22 protein-coding genes are annotated in these 23,215 nt (G+C 57.2%); 6 read left to right on the plus strand and 16 right to left on the minus strand.

Annotated features, from left to right (window positions below; all coding sequences use genetic code 11):
• Positions 1–214, plus strand: a 214-nt coding sequence (locus J8X26_RS24300) for a hypothetical protein (RefSeq protein ID WP_208952217.1), incomplete at its 5' end; no start/stop codon positions are given.
• A gap of 298 nt (positions 215–512) precedes the next feature.
• Here the strand turns inward: J8X26_RS24300 and J8X26_RS24305 are convergent.
• The gene (locus tag J8X26_RS24305) at positions 513–1,508 is read right to left on the minus strand and encodes an ABC transporter permease (protein ID WP_152326322.1); all 996 of its coding nucleotides are present in this window, start codon (positions 1,506–1,508) and stop codon (positions 513–515) included.
• Between the two features lie 11 nt (positions 1,509–1,519).
• On the minus strand, positions 1,520–3,001 hold the full coding sequence (locus J8X26_RS24310; RefSeq protein WP_152326323.1) for a sugar ABC transporter ATP-binding protein: 1,482 nt from the start codon (positions 2,999–3,001) through the stop codon (positions 1,520–1,522).
• A 294-nt stretch (positions 3,002–3,295) separates the two neighbouring features.
• Here J8X26_RS24310 and J8X26_RS24315 point away from each other — a divergent pair, with 294 nt between their 5' ends.
• From J8X26_RS24315 to J8X26_RS24325, 3 genes are read left to right on the plus strand one after another with little or no spacing between them, the layout of a single operon-like run.
• Positions 3,296–3,988, plus strand: coding sequence for a CDP-alcohol phosphatidyltransferase family protein (locus tag J8X26_RS24315; RefSeq protein WP_165059566.1), 693 nt, complete (start codon positions 3,296–3,298; stop codon positions 3,986–3,988).
• A complete protein-coding gene (locus J8X26_RS24320; protein WP_152325541.1) occupies positions 3,972–4,622 on the plus strand; it encodes a 1-acyl-sn-glycerol-3-phosphate acyltransferase in 651 nt (216 codons plus the stop codon). The genes J8X26_RS24315 and J8X26_RS24320 overlap by 17 nt, the downstream gene beginning before the upstream one ends.
• Positions 4,619–5,554: a phosphatidate cytidylyltransferase gene (locus J8X26_RS24325; RefSeq protein ID WP_152325542.1), complete on the plus strand. Its 936-nt coding sequence runs from the start codon at positions 4,619–4,621 to the stop codon at positions 5,552–5,554. The genes J8X26_RS24320 and J8X26_RS24325 overlap by 4 nt, the downstream gene beginning before the upstream one ends.
• A gap of 740 nt (positions 5,555–6,294) precedes the next feature.
• Here the strand turns inward: J8X26_RS24325 and J8X26_RS24330 are convergent.
• From J8X26_RS24330 to rutA, 13 genes are all read right to left on the minus strand, one after another.
• Positions 6,295–7,155, minus strand: a complete 861-nt coding sequence (locus J8X26_RS24330) for a VOC family protein (RefSeq protein WP_208952218.1) — start codon at positions 7,153–7,155, stop codon at positions 6,295–6,297.
• Positions 7,148–8,257, minus strand: coding sequence for an alkylhydroperoxidase domain protein (locus J8X26_RS24335; RefSeq protein ID WP_208952219.1), 1,110 nt, complete (start codon positions 8,255–8,257; stop codon positions 7,148–7,150). The genes J8X26_RS24330 and J8X26_RS24335 overlap by 8 nt, the downstream gene beginning before the upstream one ends.
• Positions 8,254–9,330 (minus strand): putative FMN-dependent luciferase-like monooxygenase, encoded by a 1,077-nt coding sequence (locus J8X26_RS24340; protein ID WP_152325545.1) that lies wholly within the window; start codon positions 9,328–9,330, stop codon positions 8,254–8,256. The genes J8X26_RS24335 and J8X26_RS24340 overlap by 4 nt, the downstream gene beginning before the upstream one ends.
• 31 nt (positions 9,331–9,361) lie before the next feature.
• Positions 9,362–10,981: an ABC transporter ATP-binding protein gene (locus tag J8X26_RS24345; protein WP_208952220.1), complete on the minus strand. Its 1,620-nt coding sequence runs from the start codon at positions 10,979–10,981 to the stop codon at positions 9,362–9,364.
• Positions 10,978–11,841, minus strand: a complete 864-nt coding sequence (locus J8X26_RS24350) for an ABC transporter permease (RefSeq protein WP_152325547.1) — start codon at positions 11,839–11,841, stop codon at positions 10,978–10,980. The genes J8X26_RS24345 and J8X26_RS24350 overlap by 4 nt, the downstream gene beginning before the upstream one ends.
• A complete protein-coding gene (locus J8X26_RS24355) occupies positions 11,838–12,797 on the minus strand; it encodes an ABC transporter permease (RefSeq protein ID WP_208952221.1) in 960 nt (319 codons plus the stop codon). The genes J8X26_RS24350 and J8X26_RS24355 overlap by 4 nt, the downstream gene beginning before the upstream one ends.
• 16 nt (positions 12,798–12,813) lie before the next feature.
• Positions 12,814–14,454, minus strand: coding sequence for a TIGR04028 family ABC transporter substrate-binding protein (locus J8X26_RS24360; RefSeq protein WP_208952222.1), 1,641 nt, complete (start codon positions 14,452–14,454; stop codon positions 12,814–12,816).
• A 249-nt stretch (positions 14,455–14,703) separates the two neighbouring features.
• The gene (rutG, locus tag J8X26_RS24365; RefSeq protein ID WP_152325549.1) at positions 14,704–16,059 is read right to left on the minus strand and encodes a pyrimidine utilization transport protein G; all 1,356 of its coding nucleotides are present in this window, start codon (positions 16,057–16,059) and stop codon (positions 14,704–14,706) included.
• A gap of 25 nt (positions 16,060–16,084) precedes the next feature.
• A complete protein-coding gene (gene rutF, locus J8X26_RS24370) occupies positions 16,085–16,603 on the minus strand; it encodes an NADH-dependent FMN reductase RutF (protein WP_208952223.1) in 519 nt (172 codons plus the stop codon).
• Positions 16,588–17,427 carry a pyrimidine utilization protein D gene (rutD, locus tag J8X26_RS24375; protein WP_208952224.1) on the minus strand — a complete coding sequence of 280 codons (840 nt, stop codon included), beginning with the start codon at positions 17,425–17,427 and terminating at the stop codon, positions 16,588–16,590. The genes rutF and rutD overlap by 16 nt, the downstream gene beginning before the upstream one ends.
• A gap of 41 nt (positions 17,428–17,468) precedes the next feature.
• Complete coding sequence (gene rutC, locus J8X26_RS24380; RefSeq protein WP_152325552.1) at positions 17,469–17,855, minus strand: pyrimidine utilization protein C; 387 nt, start codon at positions 17,853–17,855, stop codon at positions 17,469–17,471.
• A gap of 26 nt (positions 17,856–17,881) precedes the next feature.
• A complete protein-coding gene (gene rutB / locus J8X26_RS24385; protein ID WP_152325553.1) occupies positions 17,882–18,649 on the minus strand; it encodes a pyrimidine utilization protein B in 768 nt (255 codons plus the stop codon).
• The gene (gene rutA / locus J8X26_RS24390) at positions 18,649–19,740 is read right to left on the minus strand and encodes a pyrimidine utilization protein A (protein WP_152325554.1); all 1,092 of its coding nucleotides are present in this window, start codon (positions 19,738–19,740) and stop codon (positions 18,649–18,651) included. The genes rutB and rutA overlap by 1 nt, the downstream gene beginning before the upstream one ends.
• A 407-nt stretch (positions 19,741–20,147) precedes the next feature.
• Between rutA and rutR the strand changes: the two genes are divergently transcribed.
• Entirely contained in the window at positions 20,148–20,828 is a 681-nt protein-coding gene (gene rutR / locus J8X26_RS24395; RefSeq protein ID WP_208952226.1) for an HTH-type transcriptional regulator RutR, read from the plus strand.
• Positions 20,829–20,838: 10 nt separating this feature from the next.
• Complete coding sequence (locus J8X26_RS24400) at positions 20,839–21,828, plus strand: metal-dependent hydrolase (RefSeq protein WP_152325556.1); 990 nt, start codon at positions 20,839–20,841, stop codon at positions 21,826–21,828.
• 53 nt (positions 21,829–21,881) lie between these two features.
• On the opposite strand, the gene cycA is transcribed toward J8X26_RS24400, so the two are convergent.
• Positions 21,882–23,215, minus strand: a 1,334-nt coding sequence (cycA, locus tag J8X26_RS24405; RefSeq protein WP_208952225.1) for a D-serine/D-alanine/glycine transporter, incomplete at its 5' end; no start/stop codon positions are given.

Here is a 23,215-nt window from a genome sequence, read left to right on the forward strand (position 1 = left end):
CACCGACTTGGGGGGCGGCCTATCGCCGCCACCCCCCAAGACCCCCCGGGCTCTTTCACTGCGCGCTATCGCGGGCACGACGGACATGTTCTGGGGCATTAGCGAGTGGCGCAAAATGTCATCGCTTCGCGATTCCCGAATTTCAGGCTTCGAGCCTAAGGTCTCGAACCGTTCATTCGGTGCCATTTTTGATCACGCCAATACACTTTTCTAAAATGAAGAATAGTCTGCCTTTGAATTTAAGATCGTGTGGGCGATTCAGAAATCTTGCTGAACGGAGCGGCCTGGAGACCAGAGGCTCCAGGACCGAGAGAAGGAACCGCACAGCGGCAAGATTTCCAGCCTGTCGCTGCGGTAACTGAAACATAGCCAGCGAGCGGAGCGCGCAGTAATAAAACGCAGGATTCCAAAGGGTTTCGTTTAAAACCCTTTGGGCCCGTGTGGGCGGCGAGCCCACGACCTTGACCCAGGGTGTTGACCTTAAAAAAGCCGAAATATAGCAGCGGCCTCCGCTATCTCTTCTGAATGTACGTCAGCGCCAGCGCCACCGCCAACACCAGCCCTTTGATAATATCCATCGCGTAGTACGGCACCGACAGCATCACCAGCCCGTTTGACAGCACGCCCAGAATCACTGCGCCCAGCAAGGTTCCCAGCGCATTGGGCTTGCCGGAACCGGCCAGCGAGAAACCGATATACGCGGCGGCAACGGCGTCCATCAGATAACCGCCACCGGCATTCACCTGCGAAGAACCGATACGTGACGCCAGCAAAATGCCGCCTGCGCCCGCCAGAACCGAAGAAATCACGTACGCAATCACGCGGTAACGCGCGGTGCGGATCCCCGCGAGGCGCGCGGCCAGCGGGTTGCCGCCGATGGCGTACATACGGCGGCCATGTTTGGTCAGCGACATAAACAGTTGTACCGCAATGGTCACGACCGCCATCACGATCACAATCACCGGCACCTGACCGAGCAGGCTGAATACCGCAGGTACCGTGCCTTCGGCCATGTCGCCGCTTGGCAGAAGCATGTTCTCCGTGATGGAACCGCCGTAACTGTAGGTCATCGCCGCGCCCTGAATCACAAACAGGCTGGCGAGGGTGGCGAGCATGTCGGGGATTTTCAGGATAACAATCAGGAAGGCGTTAAACAGGCCCACCAGCGTACACAGCGCGAGTGTGATCAGAATCGCTTCGGTGGTGCCAAACCCGTGCCAGACGAACATCGAAATCACCAGCGCATTGGCGAGCGACGCCGTTGAACCGACCGACAAATCAAAGCCGCCGACCGAAAGTGAAATCGATACGCCGATGGCAATCACCGTCACGATGGCGATGGAACGCAGAATATTGATGATGTTCGACGGCTCGAGGAAGTTGTCCGAGGCTACGCCAAAACCGGCGATCAGCAGCACAACGGTCAGCAACATGCCCCATTTATACAAAAATTCGAACAGCTGATGACGCCAGGGCTGACCCGCTGCCAATGTACTTTCTTTACTCACCACGGCTTTGCTCACGCGGGTGTTCCTCCGGTTGAATAGACTAATAAGGTTTCTTCGTCGACGTCTGCGGCGTCCAGTTCGGCCACGATGCGGCCATCCCATAACACCAGAATGCGGTCGCATAAACCGACCAGTTCGGCGAACTCACCGGAAGCATAAATAATGCCTTTTCCCTGTTGCGCCAGGCCGTCAATCAGCCTGAACACGTCCGTTTTGGCCTTGATGTCCACGCCTTTGGTCGGTTCGTCAAAAATCAACACCTGACTCTCACTGCGCAGCCATTTTCCGATAGCCACTTTTTGCTGGTTACCACCGGAAAGCCTTGCCAGCTTCTGCATCGGCCCGGAAGCGCGAATGCCTAAACGGCTGATAATATCTTTCGCCCACGACAGCGACTGGCGTTTACTGAAAATACTCCAGCGCGAAAACGAATCGTCAGCGGTGACGCTGAGGTTCATCGGGATATTTTCATCAATGAAAATCCCTTCCTTGCGCCGTTCTTCCGGCACTAATGCCAGACCCTGTTCGACGGAAAGATGCGGTTCTTTCGGCTTCCACGGTTTGCCGTTCAGCTCACCGCTTTCGACCTGGCTGGGCGTCGCGCCAAACAACGCTTTGCACAGTTCTGTTTTTCCGGCACCGGCCAGCCCGGCAATGCCGAGGATCTCACCGCGATGCAGGCGCAGTGAAATATCACGCAGTTTGTCTTTGTCGTGCATGCCGTGAATGCGCAGCAGCGTTTCGCCGCTGTGCGGCGGACGGCGTGGCGGATAAATATCATCGAGCTGATGGCCGATCATTTTCTCGATTATCTGCTCGTTGCTCAGGCCGTCCATGCTGTCATCGCTGACCAGACGGCCGTCGCGCAGCACCGTCATGCGGTCGCAGATTTCGCGCAGTTCATGAATGCGGTGGGAGATAAAGACCACCGCCATGCCCGCGTCTTTCAGTTTACGCACCAGTGCAAACAGACGGGCGCTTTCCGCCTGATCGAGCGGCGCGGTCGGTTCATCGAGGATCAGGAAACGGCATTTATGCGACAACGCGCGCGCCAGCAAAATCAGCTGTTTCTCGGCCAGCGTGCAGTTTTCGATACGGGCTTTCAGGCTGATGTTCAGGCCAAGCTGTTCGGTCAGCCGCTGCGCCTGACGGTATAAACGCGGCCAGTTATGCAAATGTCCGGGCTCGGAAAGCCGGTCCAGCATGATGTTTTCGGCGACATTCAGCGTCGGCACCAGCGCGACATCCACTTCCTGCTGCACCAGATGAATGCCGTGAGCGCGCGCGTGGTGCGGGAGTTTAATGTTCACCGGCTCGCCGTCGATGGTGATCTGCCCGGTGTAATGATCGTGCGTGCCGGAAAGCACAGCCATCAGCGTCGATTTTCCGGCGCCGTTCGCACCGACCAGCGCATGGACGGATCCGCCTTCCAGCGTAAAATCTACCTGGCGAAGCGCGGGAAAACCGGCAAATGAAATCGAGATGTTGCGCATCTCAAGACGGGAAGCGGTCACTGGACGTTGGCCTTCTAAACGGGGGATGTGGAGCTTCAGACGTTTAGCCGTCTAAAATGCGGTGTAGCAGAGTTTTAACATATTGTGTGATTTAATCAACCAATTAAAAGATCTAAGGAATGCTCAAACCGGCATAAGCGGCCAGGAACGTTTCAGGGTGAGGGCTGAACAAAAACATTTCACCGCGCAGGCAACTTCACTATTATCTGGATGCCTTACAAAGGCTTATAGAAATCAGGGTCATCAGTTTTCAGTAATAAAGGGATATTATTTATGGACTTAGATCTCAAGGGCCGGCGGCCGATCGCCACCCGGGATAAACGTTGGGCCAAAAACAGCGCGGTCTGGTTAAAGAATAAAGGCATTACGCCGAATCAGATTTCCGTGGCCAGCATGGGTTTTGCGCTGGTGTCCGGGCTGTGTTTTCTGCTGGCATTTTATTGTGAAACGGCTTTCGGGCGTGGATTTCTTCTCCTGCTGGCGGCGCTGATGATTCAGGGGCGGCTCATCTGTAACCTGCTCGACGGCATGGTGGCGGTGGAAGGCGGCATGGCCAGCCCGGCGGGACCCGTTTACAACGAATTACCGGATCGTGTTTCCGATACGCTGATTCTGGCGGGCGTCGGTTATGGTCTGGTGGCGATGCCGGAGGCCGTCACGCTGGGCTGGATTGCGGCGCTGCTGGCGCTGATGACGGCGTATTTGCGTCTGCTGGGCGGAACCTGCGGGCTGAAACAGCAATTTCTCGGGCCGATGGCAAAACAGCACCGCATGGCGATTCTGTGTGCGGGCGCGGTGATTGCGATTTTCCTGCCGTCGCAGTGGGGGCAACTCCTGCTGCTGAGTTGTCTGGTGATCATTACGCTCGGCGCACTGGTGACCTGCTGGCGTCGCGGTTCACGTATTTTGCGTGAACTGCATGAAAAGGCCGGAACTGAGGGAGATAACGATGGAACCTCGCACTAAATTACCGCTGGATGGCCGGCTGGTGGCCGGTTTTCTGGTACGGCTTTGCCGCCTGCTGACCGGCGTCCGCGCCCGCTGGCTGGCACCTTTACCTGAAAAACAGGCCCGCATTTACTACGCCAATCACTCCAGCCATCTCGACGGTATGGTGATTTGGGCCAGCCTGCCCGGTCATCTGCGTCCTCAGGTTCGTCCGGTTGCGGCGGCTGATTACTGGCTCTCTTCCAAATTGCGCCGTTACATTGCGCGTCGTGTGTTTAACGCGGTGTTGATCAAACGGCGTCCTGCTGAAAAGCAGTCTGAACAGCCGAACAATGCGCTGGAACTGATGAACGACCCTCTGAAAAAAGGCCAGTCGCTGATTATTTTCCCGGAAGGCACCCGTGGTAACGGCGAGGAAATCTCGGCGTTCAAAAGCGGGATCTGGCATCTCGCGAAAATGAATCCGGATGTCGAACTGGTGCCTGTTTATCTCGAAAACCTCAACCGTGTGCTGCCGAAAGGCTCCCGTCTGGTGGTGCCCATTCTGTGTTCGGCAACGTTTGGCGAACCGGTTGAAAGTATCCGGGAAGGGGAAGAGAAAGCGGAATTTCTGCTTCGTGCGCGGGCTGCTCTGGAGACACTGGCACCATGAATTTTCAGGATAAATCGTTAGTTTATTTACTGTGCGGATTGTTCGGTCTGCTGCTGATTGCCAGCATTCTGGGCTATCTGATCGCGCTGGTGAAAGGTAATACGCCGGTCGTCGCCAACCTCAATGCCCGCATCCGCGCCTGGTGGATGATGTGTATTTTATCGGTGATGGCAATGTGGTTCGGCCCGGTCGGCTCGACCCTGCTGTTTGCCGTGATGTCGTTTCTGGCCTTGCGCGAATGCATCACGCTGACGCCCACCCGGCGCGGTGACCACGAAGCGCTGTTCTGGTGTTTCTTCATTATGCTGCCGCTGCAATATTTGCTGGTCGGCGAACGCTGGTACGGCACGTTTGCGATCTTCATTCCGGTCTACGCGTTTCTGTTTATCCCAACCCGCATGGCACTGGCCGGAGACACGGTCAACTTCCTCGAACGCAGCGCGAAAATTCAGTGGAGCATGATGCTGGCGGTGTACTGCATCAGCCACGCGCCTGCCTTGCTGATGCTGAATATTCCCGGCTATGAAAACCAGAACATCAAATTGCTGCTGTTTCTGATGATTGTGGTGCAGATTTCCGATGTGTTGCAGTACGTGTTCGGCAAGCTTTTCGGCAAACGCCCGATTGCGCCGCGTCTGAGCCCGAACAAAACCCTTGAAGGCTTTGCCGGCGGGATCCTCAGCGCCACGCTGGTCGGGACGTTGCTGTGGTGGATCACCCCGTTCGCACCGTGGCAGGCCGCACTGATTTCGCTGGTCATCACCTTACTCGGCTTCGCCGGGGGCTTGTGTATGTCGGCGATTAAGCGCGATCGCGGCGTGAAGGATTTCGGCGCGATGATCGAGGGGCACGGTGGGATGATGGATCGCATTGATTCGTTGTGCTTTGCAGCACCGGTGTTTTTTCACCTGATCAGGTTTTATTTCACCTGAAGGGGAGGGATTTGGGTAGCCGCCCACACCGACTAAGACCTTGGGTTGCCACCCAAACCCGCACGACCTTGGGCTCGCCGCCCAAACACTTCAAGACCTTGGGTTGCCACCCAAACCGGCCTCAAGGGTGGTCTATCGCCACCACCCTTGAGAATCCCGGGCTCTTTAACTGCGCGCTGCCGCTCGCTGGCTATGTTTCAGGTGCCGCAGTTATTGCCGCGAAAACTTGCCGCTGCGCGGTTCCCTTACTCGGTTTCGAGCCACAGGTCTCGAAACTCTTCGCACGGCAAGCTTTCTGAAAGCGGCTGGGGGCTTATCTAAATTCAACGGCATTCTGTTTTCTTACTTAACTTTTGGTAAAACCGTCTGCTTATTTTTTTGATGACAATCAGCGGTGAGGTTGCGAATTAGAAAACTGCGGCCGCTTTCAAAACGACGTTGAGTGAGAGGTGAGAAACGGCGAGGTTTTTTTCCGAGCAGGTTCGAACCCGAAGCGAAAGTACCGCGCAGCGGCGGCGTTTGCGGCACTAGCCGGAGTTGCTGAAACATAGCCAGCGAGCGGCAGCGCGCAGTTGAAAAGCGCGGGTGTCCAGAGGGCGCGCGCGTTAACGCGCCCTTTGGGCCAGTTTGGGCGGCGAGCCCAAGGTTTTGCGGGTTTGGGTGGCAACCCAAGGTTTTGCAGTTTTGAGCGGCAACCCAAGGTTTTGCAGTGTTTGGGCGGCGAGCCCACGACCTGGAATTTATTCTTCGCTAAATCTAACCGCCACTCCCAGCGAATCCGCAGCGCGAACCAAAACCCGGCTGGTTAAGTCATTAAACGAAATTTCGCCCACGCGCAGGCTATTGCGCACCGCATCCAGCGACCGGGTCGCAAATTCCAACCCGACCATCCGCGCACTCCCGTTTTCCCCCTCCGGTACGATCCCAAACTCGGCCTGCGCCTGTTGTGGCGTCACAAACCGGACGGTTGCGCGACCGGCGCGTAATGTCACGCCTTCAGCGCTAGTCTGCAAGGCTTCTGCGCCGAACAGTTCGCCGTACACTTTCGCTGCGGCCTGCGGGGAGGCGGCGGAAATCACAAAACCGGTGATGTCCGCGACGCCGTTCGGGTGGTTTTGCCACTCGGTGCGCCACACCAGTTCCGGGGTCAGGTGCTGGCAAAAGAAACTGCGGCCATTGGGCACGCGGTCGGCGGCCAGCGGGACCGTGCGGAACCGGGCATTGGGCGAGGTGCCGTCGTTAAGCGCCACGGGGCGAAAGAATTCTGCCGGTGCTGAACCCGCGATGTTTTGCTGTTGCAGATGATCAAACACGGCGTTCGAATTCTGCGTTTTCCACACCAGACCGGTGAGGCCGAGCGGAGCCTGCCAGAGATCTTTACGCGTATGCGCATTGCCCGGTTCGAAGCCGAGCAGTTCCAGATAGTTTTCGCCGAAAATCGCCAGATGATTGCTGGAACCGAGCGAGTGATGGCCTCGCGGTGTGAGCTGGAAACCGAGACGACGGAACTGCTGCTCGGCACCGTTAAGCTGTTCGGCGACGTTAATCACTACGTGATCGAGCTGCGGAACCGGGCGTTGAGAAGTCTGTGAATCAGTCATTAAACGGTTCTCCCAGCGTTAACATCAGGCGGTTTGCCCAGGCGAAGAACGCCGCAGACTGCGCCAGATCGACGATTTCCAGTTCGTTCAAACCCTGATCGCGCAGTGCCTTAATGTGTTCCGGCGAGGCGACCGGCGGCGTGGCGGAGAGCGCGGCGGCGAAATCAATTTCGGCCTGCCAGCGCGGGGATTGTTCCTTGCTGAGAATGCCGCCCGGCGGGGTGTCGATCAGCCGCTGAACGTCTTCGGTTTGTTTGGAAAGCTGGCTGGCCTTACGCGAATGCACCGACGCACAGTAAATACAGCCGTTGATTTTGCTCGCTACGGTGGCCGCCAGTTCACGCTCTTTGCGCGGCAGGCCGCCGGAGGTGTAGAAAATGCCTTTGTCGGTCAGCGTACGTTGTTCAAGCACCGGCAGGTTACGGCCTAACAGGCGGAAATAGTCGGAATCGGTATGGCCAAATTTCGCCAGAATCGCCTGCTGGGCTTCATCAAATTCCTCCAGCTTTTTGGACGGGATCCACGGTTCCCAGCCAAGCTCTTCCTGCGTGAATGCCTGCGGTGCGTCGCGGCCGCTGTGGGTATTCGGTTCAGTGCGCCAGAACGCGGCGCCGACCGGTTTATTGCTGGCGTTTTCCACCGGTTTGCCGCCAATCAGACGGTAGCTGCGCAGCGCGCGGCTCTGGAAACTGACGAAAGCAATCAGCTGCGAAATCGTGACGATGGCATCCACCGACCAGCCCGCTTTTTTCAGTGCCTGTAAATGTGCAGGCGTGGCGCTGGCGGGTTTGAAGCTCAGGAGTTCGCCGTGAGTCAGCGCGGCGTCGAGACGGGCGGTTTCGTCGATGTCCGGCAAATCCTGCAAACGCTCAGAATAGTGATTGGTGAGCTGTGAATCGCCGTGCCAGCGCGCGACGTTTTGCGCTAAACGCAGACGCTCGGCCAGCGTGAAATCCACGCCGTCCTGTTCGGTAAACAGCGCATCGTAGCTGCCTTGCGCGTGGCGGGTCGCAGCGTCGCGGGTGTCGCGTGCCTGTTTCAGTTCAGAAGACGGCGCAATTTCAGCCAGTTTTTCCAGCAGATCAGTCGAATAAGTGGTCATAAGTTGTCCTGTGTAAATGCAGCCTTTGAGAGCGTAGGGTCGGCGGAAGAGGTGGAAACACGGCGCTGCGGCGTGCGGCGAACCCAGCCAAGGGCTGGCGCGACGTGACGCGCAATCAGTTCAATGGAACGCAAAATGTAAGGATGCGGCGGATCGATAGAATGCACCTGAAACGCCAGATCGGTGACGCGGGCCAGTGCGGTGTCGGCCTGTAGCGTGGCGGTGACCTGCTCCGCGGTGCCAAGATGCACGTCGAAGGTGCGGATGTAATCATCCAGCGTATCGCCGTTCACAATCTGTCCGCCGGCACGGTGATTTTCGGCCTGACGGCGTAAACCTTTTTGCGCCAGTTCGCGGGCTTCGTCGCCGTTTTCGGTCACAAATGCCGTGCGTGAGCCCATGATGCGCGGCGCAACGCCGTCCGGCAGCGCGTCGAGATAGGCATCGATAATCGGGTTTTGCAATTCGTCGAGACGCAGGTCTGGCGCATTCGCCGGGCGTGGCTGGGTGCGCGAAAGCATCAGCCCGTCGCCGGATTTACCGGCACGTGCGCCGCCGTCAACCGAGAATGTGGCCTGCCAGACGCGTTTTTCCAGATGCGGTGCCGCCGGATACAACCGGTTATCGGTGCCCGCCAGCGGTTCGCCGCGCCAGGCGGTCAGCAGGGTTTGCAGATTATGGCTAAACACCGCACCGCGCTCGCTGCTTTCAAAGCCGAACGGCAGAAATGACGACGGCGTGCCGCCGGAACCCAGCCCGATTTCAAGCCGTCCGCCGGAGAGTAAATCCAGCACGGCGGTGTCTTCTGCCACGCGCAGCGCATTTTCCATCGGCAGCGTAATCACGCCGGTGCCGAGACGGATAAAGCGGGTATGCGCCGCGACCTGAGCAAGGAAGACCAGCGGTGCGGGCAGGCCGCCTTCGGCTTCGTGAAAATGGTGCTGCGCGACCCACGCGGAGTCGAAACCCAGCTGCTCGGCGTGAATAATTTGCTCGGTCGCCAGCCGGTAACGTTCCTGCGCGCTGGTGTTATCCAGAAGTCGGGTGAAAAACCCAAGACGTTTGCTGCTCATAATGTCCCTCTTTTCTTTTTCATGTGCTGACTCAGGCGGCGCGGTGGCGGCCGGGGATCGCATCAATCAGCTGCCGTGTGTAATCGCTGGAAGGCAGCGCAAACACGTCTTCCACGTTGCCGGAATCCACCTGTTGCCCGCGGTTGAGCACCGAGACGCTGTGGGAGATTTGCCGGACGGTCGCCAGATCATGCGAGATAAATAAATAGGTCAGGCCGAGTGAATCCTGTAGCTCCCGGAGCAGGGTCAGGATTTGCGCCTGTACGGTGACGTCGAGCGCCGAGGTCGCTTCGTCGAGTATCAGTACTTTTGGTTCGAGGATCAGCGCCCGCGCAATCGCCACGCGCTGACGCTGGCCGCCGGAAAGCTCACGCGGTTTGCGGCCCAGCAGTTCTTCCGGCAGCGCCACGCGGCGGGCGATATCCAGAACGCGCTCACGGCGTACGGCTGACGGGATTTTTTCGAAGTTCAGCAGCGGTTCTTCAATCACGCTGAACAAGGTCTGCGACGGATCCAGCGAGGCGAACGGGTTCTGATAGACCAGCTGAATTTTACGGCGTACCTGACGCAGCGCTTCGCCTTTGAGGCGCGTGATGTCTTCGCCGTCGATCAATACGCGGCCGCTGTCCGGTTTCTGAAAACCGAGCAGAATGCGCGCCAGCGTGGTTTTACCCGAGCCGGATTCGCCGACCAGAGAATGCGTGGTGCCGCGCGGAATGCTGAACGAAACGTTATCAACGGCGCGGAATGCCGCCTGATGTTTACCGCCCAGGGAGAAATCATGGGTGACATTTTCGACCAACAGCACCGGTTCGGCGACGGCGGCAATATGCGCGCGGTGTCGGCCGGAAAGGGCAGGAACGTCGGCAAACAGCTGGCGGGTGTAATCGCTTTTCGGCGCGTTCAGCACTTCCGCCGTCACGCCCTGTTCCTGCACCTGGCCGTGGCGGAACACCAGTAAACGGTCGGCGCGTTCGGCGGCAATCGCCAGATCGTGCGTGACCAGCAAAACAGCGGTGCCGGATTCGCGGCGCAAATCGTCAATCAAATCCAGAATGCGTTTTTGCACCGTGACGTCGAGTGCGCTGGTCGGTTCGTCGGCAATGATCAGCGCCGGTTGCAGCGCAATGGCAATCGCAATCAGCACACGCTGTTTCATGCCACCGGAAAGCTCGTGCGGATACTGTTTCGCGCGCTGTTCCGGGTGCGTAAGGCCGACACGGGTCAGCAGTTCCACCACGCGTGCGTCGCGCTGAACACGCGGCAGACGCTGGTGGATATCCAGAATTTCGGCAACCTGCGAACCGATGGTTTTCACCGGATCCAGAGAACTGGTCGGGTCCTGCGGGATCAGGCTGATACGTGCGCCGCGCAGGGCATCAAGGCGGCGCTGCGACCACTGGCTGATGTCGGTGCCGTTCAGGCGGATTTCGCCCTGTTCGATATGACCGTTCTCCGCCAGCAGGCCGATGATCGACTGCGCGGTAGTGGTTTTACCGGAACCGGATTCGCCCACCAGTGCCAGCACTTCTCCGGCGTTAATGGAAAATGAGACGTTGTGGACGACAGCTTTGCCGTCATAGGCAATCGTCAGATTATCCAGCTCAAGAACGGGTGCGGCGTGGTTATTCAAAATCGCCTGTGTGCTCATCGCGTTCTCCTGCGTAATGACTGGCTGATGCGGTTGGCGGAAAGCACCACCAGCACAACGACGATGCCGGGGAAGGTGGTCAGCCACCAGGCGGTTGAAATGTAGTTACGGCCTTCGGCAATCAGTAAACCCCATTCCGGCGTTGGCGGCGGTGTGCCGTAACCGAGGAAACTCAGGGTGGAAATCGCCAGAATCGCACTGCCAAATTGCAATGCCGAGAAGGCGATGACCGAGGTCAGCGAGTTCGGCAGAATGTGCCGCCAGAGGATCGAGAAGAAGGTGCCGCCGCTGCCATAGGCCGCTTCGACGTAATCGCTGTGGCGCACCAATACCACTTCGGCGCGGGCGAGGCGGGCGAAGTTGGCGACGGAGGTGACCCCGACGGCAATCGCCGCGTGAACCGTGCCGAAGCCGAGCAAAATGATGACGCTTAGCGACAACAGCAGGCCGGGAATCGACAGCAACACGTCGTTGATGCGCATGACAATTGCGTCAACAATGCCGCCGCTGGCACCGGCTGCCAGCCCTAATGCGGTGCCGAACACCAGCCCGAGCGCCACGGCGACCAGTGCGCCGGAGAGTGAATGCGACGCGCCGTAAACGATGCGGGCGTACACATCGCGGCCGAGCTGATCGGTGCCCAGCCAGTGACCGGCCTGCGGAGCCAGACGCTGTGCGCCCGCGATGCCTTCGGTGCCGCTGTAACCGGTAAACCAGCCGGGCGCGACCGCCCATAAAATCACGGTCGCGATCACCAGCCAGGCGATGATCAGCCCCGGCTGTAAACGGGCCGGTTTCCAGCGGCGGCGCTGTGTGGCGGGCAGGGAAAGAGTGCTTTTACCCAGCGGTAAGCTGCTCATGCGGTGGCTCCCTTTGAGTTTTTCGAAGTGTTAGCTTTAAGACGCGGATCAAGCAGCGGATAAAGCAAATCAACCAGTAAATTGATGCCGACAAAAGCGGCGGCGGAAATCACCACAATCGCCTGTAAAACCGCGACGTCCTGATTGTTCACCGCCTGCTGCGTCAGTTGCCCGAGGCCGTTCAGGCCAAATACCGTTTCGGTGATCAGCGCCCCGGCGATCAGTTCGCCAAACAGCAAACCGGCGATAGTCAGCACCGGAAGCAGGGCGTTGCGCGCCACATGACGCCACAGCACGCCGCTGCGGCTGGCCCCCTTGGCGCGGGCGACGGCGACGAACGGCTGGGTCTGCACCTGATCAATGCTGCGGATAAGAATTTGCGCCAGCGGTGCGGAAATCGGCACGGCCAGCGTCACCACCGGTAAAATCAGCCCGACCCATTCCCCCGGATTGATCACCGGGATCCAGCGCAGATGGAAAGAGAAAAACTGAATCAGCGCGATGCCGAGCCAGAAGGTCGGAATGGAAATAAACAGCGACGGCACCGACTGCAACAGGTTTTTCAGCCAGCCGAAATGCAGCAGGCTGGAGATAAACGCCAGCGCAAAGGCCACCACGGCGGCCAGTGCGAAGCCCATCAGCGCCAGCCGCAAGGTCGGCGGAAAGTTGCTGCTGAGTAATTCAGTGACCGGTACGCCAGCCTGAATCGAATAGCCCAGATCCCCGCGCAGGAAATTCCCCAGCGTATGCAGATATTGCTGCACCAGCGGCACATCCGCGCCGTAGGCCGCGCGCATATCCGCGATTTGCGCCGGGCTCAGCCCCATGTCCGGGTTCTGGAATTTAATCAGAATGGCATCGCCAGGCAGCACTTGCAGGAGAATGAAAGAGACGGTAAACGCCGCCCACAACACCAGCAAAGCCTGCCCGAACCGGCCGCTAACGTATCGGTTCATGATTCACTCCTGCCTGTTAGTGCTTTTCAAGCCATGCGCCGTAGAAGCTCGGACGGCCAACGGCTTCGAAGCTCACGCCTTTAAAATAAGGCGCACCGGCAAAGACCTGCGGTTCTTCGAAAATCGGAATGACGTAAGCCTGATCGAGCAGGTAGTTCTGCACGTCACCGGCCAGGGCCAGACGTTTTTTCGGATCCACTTCAGCTGAAATCGCCACCAGCAGGTCGTTCAGTTTGTCGTCACGGAAACTTTTCACCTTGCTGCTCAGGCCGCCTTTTTGCAGCAGCGCATCGCGGTTGGTCGGGTAAAAGGAGCTTTTGATGACGTCCGGATCGGCGCGGCCGACTTCCACCACGTTCGCCGGAGTTTTTTCAGGATCCAGGTTGTCCGCCACGCGGCTGCCCGCGTCACCGGCCAGAATGTTCAGCTTCGCGCCGACCTGATTCCACTGCTGTGAAACCAGCTGCAAGACTTCTTTGTTTTGCGGCTGCGGCAGGGATTCATAAATGGTCAGCGACAGCGTTTTGCCATCTTTCTGGCGCAGGCCGTTCGGGCCCGGTTTCCAGCCTGCTTCATCCAGCAGTTTTTTCGACAGCGTCGGGTCATAAGTCAGTTTGTTGCTCAGATCCACGTAACCGGCGGCGGTTTTGGCGATGACGGAGGTGGCCTGCGGATAGTTTGGCGAGAACAGCGTATTGACCACCTGTTTGCTGTTGGTGGCGTGCAGCAGCGCCTGACGGACTTTGAGATCCGACACCAGCGCGTTGTCCGGACGGAACGAAATGCTGTCGTTCACGCCTTTGGTTGGCGCGGCATAAATCGGGAAGTTCTGGTCTTTGGCCTGTTTCTCGTCGTACGCCTGAACCTGACGGATGAAATCTGCCTGACCGGCCAGCAGCGCGCCGATACGCACGCTGTCTTCGCCGGTGACGATCACTTTGATGCCGTCGAGATTGGCGCGGCCCTGCTGTTTGAGGTTTTTCGGCCCCCAGTTGTAATCTTTGCGCGCCGTCAGATCGACTTCACGACCGAGCGTTTCCTTGCTGACGACGAACGGGCCGGAACCGATGATGTGCGTTGCGTCACCCAGCGCATCAAAATTGCGATCCAGCGTGCTCAGTGATACCAGCCCGGAGCCGATGGTCGCCGTGCCTTGCAGGAAGCCCGGTGAGGATTTTTTGAAGTAGAACTTCACGGTCAGCGGGTCAATCACTTCGCTGTGGTCGTAGTTATTAATCACTTCGGAAACCGGCAGATGGCGTTCTTTATTGCCCAGCCCGTAGGTGTCGAAGTTTTTCGCCACGGCGTTAGCATCAAGCGGCGTGCCGTCGGAGAAGGTCACGCCCGGACGCAGTTTGAAGGTGTATTCGGTTTTGTCGGCGTTGAAGCTCCAGGACTCAGCAATCCACGGTTCGACTTCCAGCGTCTGCGGGTTCTGATAGGTCAGTTTGTCGGTGATCTGATTGAGGATGCCGCCGTTTGGGTAAAAACCACCGGCCGGAGGATACAAATTGGTGTGCGCCTGTTGTTCAAGATAAACCAGTGTTCCGCCCTTAACCGGTGTTGCGTCGGCGGCAAAAACGGCGGAAGAACTGGTGATCAATACCCCTAAAGCCAGGGCGCGTGTGACCGCGTTTTTCCGGCGAAGAATGTGCATAGTGAGACCCTTTTTATTTTTGGCGATGTCTGGCAGATGAATCACTTTTTATTCATATAGAACGAAAGTGCTGGTTCCATAACAAACCAATTTAAAGGGGAGGTGAACGAAGGAATTTCGCATTACTTAGCTGCAATGTGGGAATGTGTGAGGCGCAGAAAGAAAAAAACCAGCGGCTAATCCGGACGGGTGGACCGGATAACCGCTGGCGATCATCAAAAATGATGAGCTAAGGAGAAACTGAGGTCGTCAGTGATCTTTTAATGCAGCTTCTGTGCCAGTTTTTATTTCCGGCTGCGTTTTAACCTGTTTGCTGCGGCTGAGGAAGGCGTTCAGCAAAATTGCGCCAAACGTTGCTGTGCCGATACCGCCCATGCTGAAGCCGCCCAGACTCAGGGTAAAGTTGCCTGCGCCCAGTACCAGCGTGACCGCAACCATGATGAGATTGCCGTTAAGACCCAGATCCACCTGGTTTTGTACCCAGATGCGCGCACCGGCGACGGCAATCAATCCGAACACCACAATCGACGCGCCGCCCAATACCGGACCGGGAATGGTGTGGATCAGTGCACCAAATTTGGGCGAAAAGCCCAACACAATGGCAACAATGGCAGCAGCGACGAAAATCAGCGTGGAATAAATTTTTGTGACCGCCATGACGCCGATGTTTTCCGCGTAGGTTGTCACGCCGGTTCCGCCCGCAGAGGCTGACAGTAATGTCGCCAGCCCGTCGCCGACAAACGCGCGGCCCATGTATGGATCGAGATTTTTACCGGTCATGCCCGCGACCGCTTTAATGTGCCCGAGGTTTTCCGCCACCAGAATCACGGCCACCGGCGCAATCATCAGCATTGCGTGGGTGCTGAACACCGGCGTGGTGATGGTCGGCAGGCCAAACCACGGCGCCTGCGCGACGGTAGTGAAATCTACCGGCGCGCCCAGCCCCATGACGTTTGTGACCAGCATATAGATCAGATACGCCGCCACCAGCCCGAGCAGCAGAAGTAAACGCTGCACCAGCCCGCGGGTGAAAACGGCCACTGAGCCAATACACAGCACGGTGACCACCGCCATCCAGCTGTCAAACGACGACGCGGAGACGCTGTTAATGGCAATCGGCGCGAGGTTCAGACCAATTGCCATCACCACCGCACCGGTCACGACCGGCGGCATCAGGCGTTCAATCCAGCGCGTACCGACGGCCATCACCACAAAACCAATCAGCGTATAAATGACGCCGCAGGCAATAATCCCGCCGAGCGCGACGCCGATATTCGGGTTTGCGCCGTGGCCGCTGTAGCCGGTCACCGCAATCACCAGCCCGACAAACGCCGCGCTCGACCCGAGGTAACTCGGCACGCGTCCGCCGACCACCAGGAAAAACAGCAGGGTGCCGATGCCGGACATCAGGATCGCCATGTTGGCGTCAAACCCCATCAGCAGCGGCATTAATACCGTCGCGCCGAACATGGCGACGGTATGTTGCAGCCCCATAATCACCGTCGGCCCTAACGGCAGCCTTTCGTCTGGCGCAATAACGGCGCCATCCAGATTGCCTTCTCTTTTACGCCACTTTGGAAACCAGGAGGTATTGGTATTTGCCATGCTGCAATTCCCTAATCAGGTTGAGTTAACAGGCTGACTGCCGCATCAGCGGGTGATAGCGGCGGTCGAAATACACCAGTCCGTGGCGTTCGTCGTTGCGGGTGATCGCGACGGCTTCGCAAAACAAAATATCGTGGGTGCCGACGCGGGTGACTTGCGTGATTTTGCAATCAAACGAGACCAGCGCATCGCTGAGAATGGGAGAACCGGTGGAAAGGGATGACCATTCGGCGGCCTCAAAGCGTTGTTCCATTGGCGTTTTTCCGCCGAATAAATTCGACAGCGATTCATGACATTCGGCGAGCGTGTTGACGCACAGCACCTGATTTTCGGTAAATGCCGGATACACCGACGCCGAGCGGTTCAGGCAAACGAGCAGGGTCGGCGGTGAGTCGGTGACGCTGCACACGGCGGATGCGGTAAAGCCCGCGCGACCGCCGGGGCCGTCAGTGGTGATAATGTTAACGGCGGAACCGAGATGCGCCATCGCATCGCGAAACGCTTGTTTTTCAACGGCTGGCGTAGCGGTTAATGTTTCGGCCATGTTGTCTCCGTGGGCAGGCGATGGGAAGGCGCGGCAGGTTTTTGCGATGAATGCCGTTGCAGCCATTCCAGTAAAATCGGGTTAAACGTTTCCGGGTCGGTCACGCTCATAGCATGGCCGCCGTACAACATTTGTGTGTGTTCACCGTTCGGCAGGCGTTCGGCGAGATCGGCAGAACGCATCCACGGCACCAGCAAATCATCTTTGCAGCTGAACGCCAGCGTGGGCGCGATGACCTGCCCGAGCGTTTGGGTCAGATCGGAATTCATCAGCGCCTGTAAACGGTGAAGCAGATTTTCCATTCCCTGGAAATGCGCCACCTGATGCTGGCGCTCATCCTGAAGTAATGCGTCGTTGGCCGACAGCCAGTCGCCCGGATACAGAAACAGCGGTTGCGCCTGCACGTAGGCATCGACGCCGCTGTTGAGCAGTAAATTCTGGCGGACTTCAAAGCACCGGCGCGTCTGGTTGTCGAGCTTCGCCCAGCCGTTGATCACCACCAGGCTTTGCAGCAGCGCGGGATAACGCAGTGCCAGATGCAGGCCAATAATGCCGCCGAGCGCGTGACCTGCCAGATGGCAGCGGGTGATATCCAGTTCGTTGAGCAGTCCGGCGAGTTCATCGGCCATATCTTCCATCCGGTAACCGGCGGGCACTGTGCCTTTGCTGACGCCGGTTCCGTGCTGGTCATAAATGATGACGCGAAAATGCTCGCTCAGCATCGCCAGCTGGGGTTGCCAGAAACTGCCTGAACCGCCGAGGCCGGAGGAAAGCACCACGGTTTCGGCGTCTGCATTATTCTTACCCAATACCTTGTAATACATGATGTTTCCTCAAGGTCTTCAGGAGAACGGATCCCGGCGTTTTACTTGCCGATGTGCGCGATGGTGGCGATTTCAATCAGCGCGCCCGGTTTGACCAGCCCGCACTGAATGCAGAACCGCGCCGGTTTTTCGCCCGGAAAGTACTCAGCGTAAACCTGATTCACGGCGGCGTAATTCGCCCAGTCGGTTATGAAAATCGAGTTCATGGTGACGTCATCCATTGCGCCGCCTGCGGTTTCAATCACGCTTTTAATGGTTTCCAGCACATGGCGGGTTTGCGCGGCGGCATCGCCCAGATGCACGACGTTATTGTCTTTATCAAAAGGCAGTGTGCCGGAGACGTAGACCACGCCGTCGGCCAGCGTTCCCGGAACAAACGGTGCCAGCGGAACGCCGCTGCCAGCCGGAATAATGGCACTTTTAGGCATATTGCTATTTCCTCTTCATAAAGCCGTTATGCGGCGTTTTGTTTAGCGTCATAACCCACGGCGTCGCAGAAGTTGCGGACGCTGGAGACCCAGCCGAAGAACGTTTCGATGTTATAAATCGCCGCTTTTTGCGCGAATTCCGGGCCAGCCTGATGGGTGGCGTCTTCAAGCACCACGCCGAAATATTCGAGGAAGAAACCGTCACGCAGCGTGGATTCCACACACACGTTGGTGGCGATGCCGGTAAACACCAGATGGTGAATGCCGTAACTGCGCAGCAAGCTGTCGAGCTGGGTGTTGAAGAATCCGCTGTAGCGCGGTTTTGGCAGCACGATGTCGCCCGGCTGTGGCCGGAGTTCATCCACCAGGTCGTAATCCCAGTCGCCTTTTGCCAGTAATTTGCCCATCAGCTCCGGGCGTTTACGCATGGTTTTCAGCGCGTTGGATTTGTGGAAATTTGGCGAACCGGCACCCCCGGCCTCAACGTACTGGTTGTCCCAGCCGTTCTGGAAGAAGATCACTTTGATGCCTGCGGCACGCGCGGCGGCAATCGCCACTTTGATGTTGGCGATCACCGGTGCGGTGGCGGAAACGTCAAAACCGGCTAAATCCAGATAACCGCCCTGCGAGGCGTACGCATTCTGCATATCAACCACAATCAGCGCCGTTTGCTGTGGCGTAAACGCAATGGCTTCCGGGCGGGCCGTGAGAATGGTTTCCTCACCGCTGTTTTTTGGCTCGCGGCGAACCACGTTCAGTTCTTCAACCGCTTTGGGTTTCTCAAACAAAGTCATCAGGCCACCTCTTTCTGCTGCGTTGCGATGTGCTGGCGGGTTTTCATTAATGGCTGGATGAAACGGCCAAAGTTTTCGATGCCTTCTACGAAATCGTCGAAGGTCAGCAACACGCCACCTGCGCCGGGCACGGTGTCGATTTCATCAAGCATTCTGGCGACGCTGGCGTAGGAGCCGACCAGCGTACCCATGTTGATATTGACCGCCGACGTGGGATCGGCCATCTGGCGGACATTGGTGTCAGCACCGGATTTGGTATCTTTGCTGCTCTGGTCGGTGAGCCACGCCAGCGCACCGGCATCGGCACCGTCTTTATACAGTTCCCATTTGGCGCGGGCGGCGGCGTCGGTTTCATCCGCAATGACCATAAAGAGAACGTAAGAGGAGACATCGCGGCCTTCAGCTTCCGCCGCCGTTTTCATGCGTGCAGCGGTCGGCGCAAACGCGGTTGGCGTGTTAACGCCTTTGCCAAAACAGAAGTTGAAATCGGCGTGTTTAGCAGAGAACGCCATGCCTGCGTCGCTTTGTCCGGCGCAGATCACTTTCATTTCAGACTGCGGGCGCGGGCTCACACGGCAGTCGTCCATCTTGAAGAATTCGCCGTCGAGCGTGCAGTGGCCGGTGCCCCACAGGTCGCGCAGGACGCTGACATATTCGGTCAGATAGTCATAACGGCGGCTGAAATAGTCGTCGCCCGGCCACATGCCCATTTGCTCGTATTCCGGTTTCTGCCAGCCGGTGACGACGTTCACGCCGAAACGACCGTTGGAGATGGAATCAATCGTGGCGGCCATGCGCGCCACAATTGCCGGTGGCATCACCAGCGTGGCGGCGGTGGCGTAAAGCTGGATGCGGGAGGTCACGGCGGCAAGGCCCGCCATAAGCGTGAACGACTCCATGTTGTGTTCCCAGAATTCGGTTTTACCGCCGAAGCCGCGCAGTTTGATCATCGAGAGCGCGAAGTCAAAATGGTAGTGTTCCGCCTTCTGCACGATGGTTTTGTTCAGTTCAAAAGTCGGTTTGTACTGTGGCGCGGTTTCAGAAATTAACCAGCCGTTGTTGCCGATAGGAATGAAGACACCGATTTTCATAGCTCACCTCAGTTGAAGATTTATTTTTCAATACAAGGGCTTGCGAAAATCTCTGCGCGGCTTGAGTGCGTCCTGCGGGTTCCGAATTGCACCGTGCTGAAATTTCCTAACGGGGTGAGTATTGCAAGGGCAGTGCCACTTTTTTAAAAGTTATGGTTATCAATAAGTTAAAAATGTGTTTTGACTTGTGGTGGAGCAAACGGTCTGTTTCAGACCATTTGGTCAAAACAAACTGCACATAAATCAGGCAGGAATGTCCGCAAATGGTGCATTTTTGTTAAATAACACAATTATTGTGGTTATTTATTTGTTGTTTAATTGACCGGACTTATAGCGATAGTCGCGTTTATCCCTATTTGTTATGATTTCTCCCTTGCTGTTTGTCTCAGGAAATCCTTGTGAAGCCATTGGTCGAACCTCCTCAGCCCGCCGCCGGGGAAAGCAACTCCCGCAAAACCGGGGTGAAAGCACCGACGCGACGCTCGCGGGCGGTCGCCGCCAAACGTGGCAATATCATGGCCGCCGCGCTGGAGTTTTTCTCGCTGTACGGCATTCACGGCACCAGCCTGGATCAGGTCGCTGAGCGTGCCGATGTCTCAAAAACCAATCTGCTGTATTACTTCCCGTCGAAAGAAGATCTGTATATCGCCGTGCTGAAAGGCCTGCTGGATATCTGGCTGGCACCGCTGAAAGCGCTGCAACGGGATCAGCATCCGCTGGAAGCGATACGTGAATATATCCGCCTGAAACTCTGTGTTTCACGCGATCATCCGCAGGCGTCGCGACTGTTTTGTCTGGAGATGGTGCAGGGCGCGCCGCTGCTGAAACAGGAACTCGGCGGCAGCCTGAAAACGCTGGTGGAAGATAAATCGGATGTGATCCGCGGCTGGATCAAAGATGAATTAATTGCGCCGGTTGACCCGATGCAGCTGATTTTTATGCTGTGGGCAACCACCCAGCATTACGCCGATTTTGGTGTGCAGGTGGAAGCCATCACCGGCAAAACGCTCAACGATCCTGAATTTTTCGAACTGACCGTGAGCAACGTGCAGCGCATTATTACCGAAGGCATACAGCTTCGGGCTTGAAGAGGTCAGGATGGATTCGGTTTCACAATTAGTCTTGGGCGCCGCCGTGGGTATCGCGGTGATGGGCAAGCGGACGCCGGTGTGGAAATCCGCACTGGCGGGCGCGGTCTGCGGAACGCTGCCGGATCTGGATGTTTTCTACGATCACGGCGACGCCATCAGCAATATGACGCAGCACCGCACGGACACTCATGCGTTGTTGTATCTCACGCTGGTTTCGCCGCTGCTCGCCTGGATGATGGCGAAAATTTTCAGCGCCGGGCAGCACTTCAGACGCTGGTGCAGCACGGTCTGGCTGGCGCTGATCACGCATCCGTTGCTGGATTTAATGACGGTTTACGGCACACAGCTGGGCATCCCTTTTACGCATTATCCGTTTGCGGTCGGCAGCATTTTCATCGTCGATCCGCTGTATACCTTGCCGCTGATCATCGGCGTCGGGCTGGCGCTGTACCGTGAGCAACAGCGCGGGATTATGTGGAATAACGTGCTGCTGGGCGTGAGCTGTTTGTATCTGGTCTGCACGGTTATCGAGCAACATCAGGTGACGGTGCACGTCAGCGAAGAATTGCAGCGGCAGAACATCGAAAGCACACAGGTTCTGGTGACGCCGACGCCGCTCAACTCACTGGTGTGGCGCGTCGTGGTGATGAATAAAGACAGCTACGGCGAAGGTTTTACATCGCTGCTGCACCCGGATTCCCCGATCCGTTTCCGCTTTTATCCGCGCGGAGAAGCACTTTACGAAGCGCATAAAGACAATGCGTTTCTCGCCCGCGTCGCGTGGTTTAGTCACGGATTTTTCAGTGTGAAAGAGCAGGGCGGCCACATTCTGGTGAGCGATTTACGCATGGGTCAGGAACCGGATTACACCTTTGTGTTTGATCTTGGCGAGATGAAAGCCGGAGAACCGCCTCAATTACCGGTCAAAGTGGCCTCGGCCAGACCCTCAGCGGTGAAAATGTGGCGGCAGTTCAGATCGGCGCTGGATGTGGAGTAAACAACCCAAGAAAAAGGAGCCGTAAAGGCTCCTTTCTACTATTACCGGTTCAGTTAAGCGCGGCGGCTTCTGCTTCGCAGCCAGTAGCCAATGCCGAGGATCACGAACCAGAGCGGCGTAACCATCAGCGCCTGACGGGTGTCATCCTGCAAAGTCAGCAGCACCAGCACGAAGGCGAAGAACGCCATGCATACCCAGCACATGATTTTGCCGAGCGGCATTTTGTAGATGGACGCTTCGTGAAGTTGCGGACGTTTACGACGGTAGACCAGATACGAGCAGAGGATGATGGTCCAGACGAACATAAACAGAATCGCAGAAACGGTGGTGACCAGCGTGAAGACCGTCACCACGTTCGGGATCAGGTAAATCAGCACCACACCGCCAAGCAGGCAGATGCAGGAGAAGGTCAGCCCGTTAGACGGCACGGCGCGGGAAGAGAGTTTGCCGAACGCTTTCGGCGCATTGCCTTCCTGGGCCAGACCAAACAACATGCGGCTGGTGGAGAACACGCCGCTGTTGGCGGAAGAAGCAGCAGAGGTCAGCACGACAAAGTTGATGATGCTCGCCGCAGCCGGCAGACCGGCCAGAACGAACAGCTCAACAAACGGGCTTTTATCCGCAACAACGTGGCTCCACGGTGTAACTGACATAATCATGATCAGCGAGAAAACGTAGAACATGATGATGCGCAGCGGGATTGCGTTGATGGCGCGTGGCAGCGATTTCTGCGGATCTTTCGTCTCGGCAGCCGTTGTGCCCACCAGTTCAATCCCGACAAAGGCAAACACCGCAATCTGGAAACCGGCGAAGAATCCGCTGACGCCTTTCGGGAAGAATCCGCCATCGTTCCACAGGTTACTGAAAGCCGCGACGGTGCCGGTTGGGGTCTGGAAATGTGTCAGAACCATCACCAGTCCGGCAATAATCAGCCCGACAATGGCGACGATTTTGATCATCGCGAACCAGAATTCCATCTCACCAAACATTTTGACGGTAGCAAGGTTCAGGCTAAGAAGAACCAGAACGCAGAGCAGCGAGGCGATCCATTGTGAAAGACCGGGGAACCAGAATTGCGCGTAGGCGGTGATGGCGACGACGTCGGCGATACCGGTGACGACCCAGCAGAACCAGTATGTCCAGCCGGTGAAATATCCGGCCCACGGACCGAGAAGGTCGGCGGCAAAATCGCTGAAGGATTTGTATTCAAGATTGGAAAGGAGCAGTTCGCCCATTGCGCGCATCACGAAAAACAGCATAAAGCCGATGATCATATACACGAAAATGATGGAAGGACCGGCGAGACTGATGGTTTTTCCTGAGCCCATAAACAGGCCGGTACCGATGGCACCGCCGATAGCGATAAGCTGAATATGGCGGGTTGAGA

This window comes from Rahnella sp. ChDrAdgB13 (assembly GCF_017655185.1).
In the GTDB taxonomy this organism is placed as follows: domain Bacteria; phylum Pseudomonadota; class Gammaproteobacteria; order Enterobacterales; family Enterobacteriaceae; genus Rahnella; species Rahnella contaminans.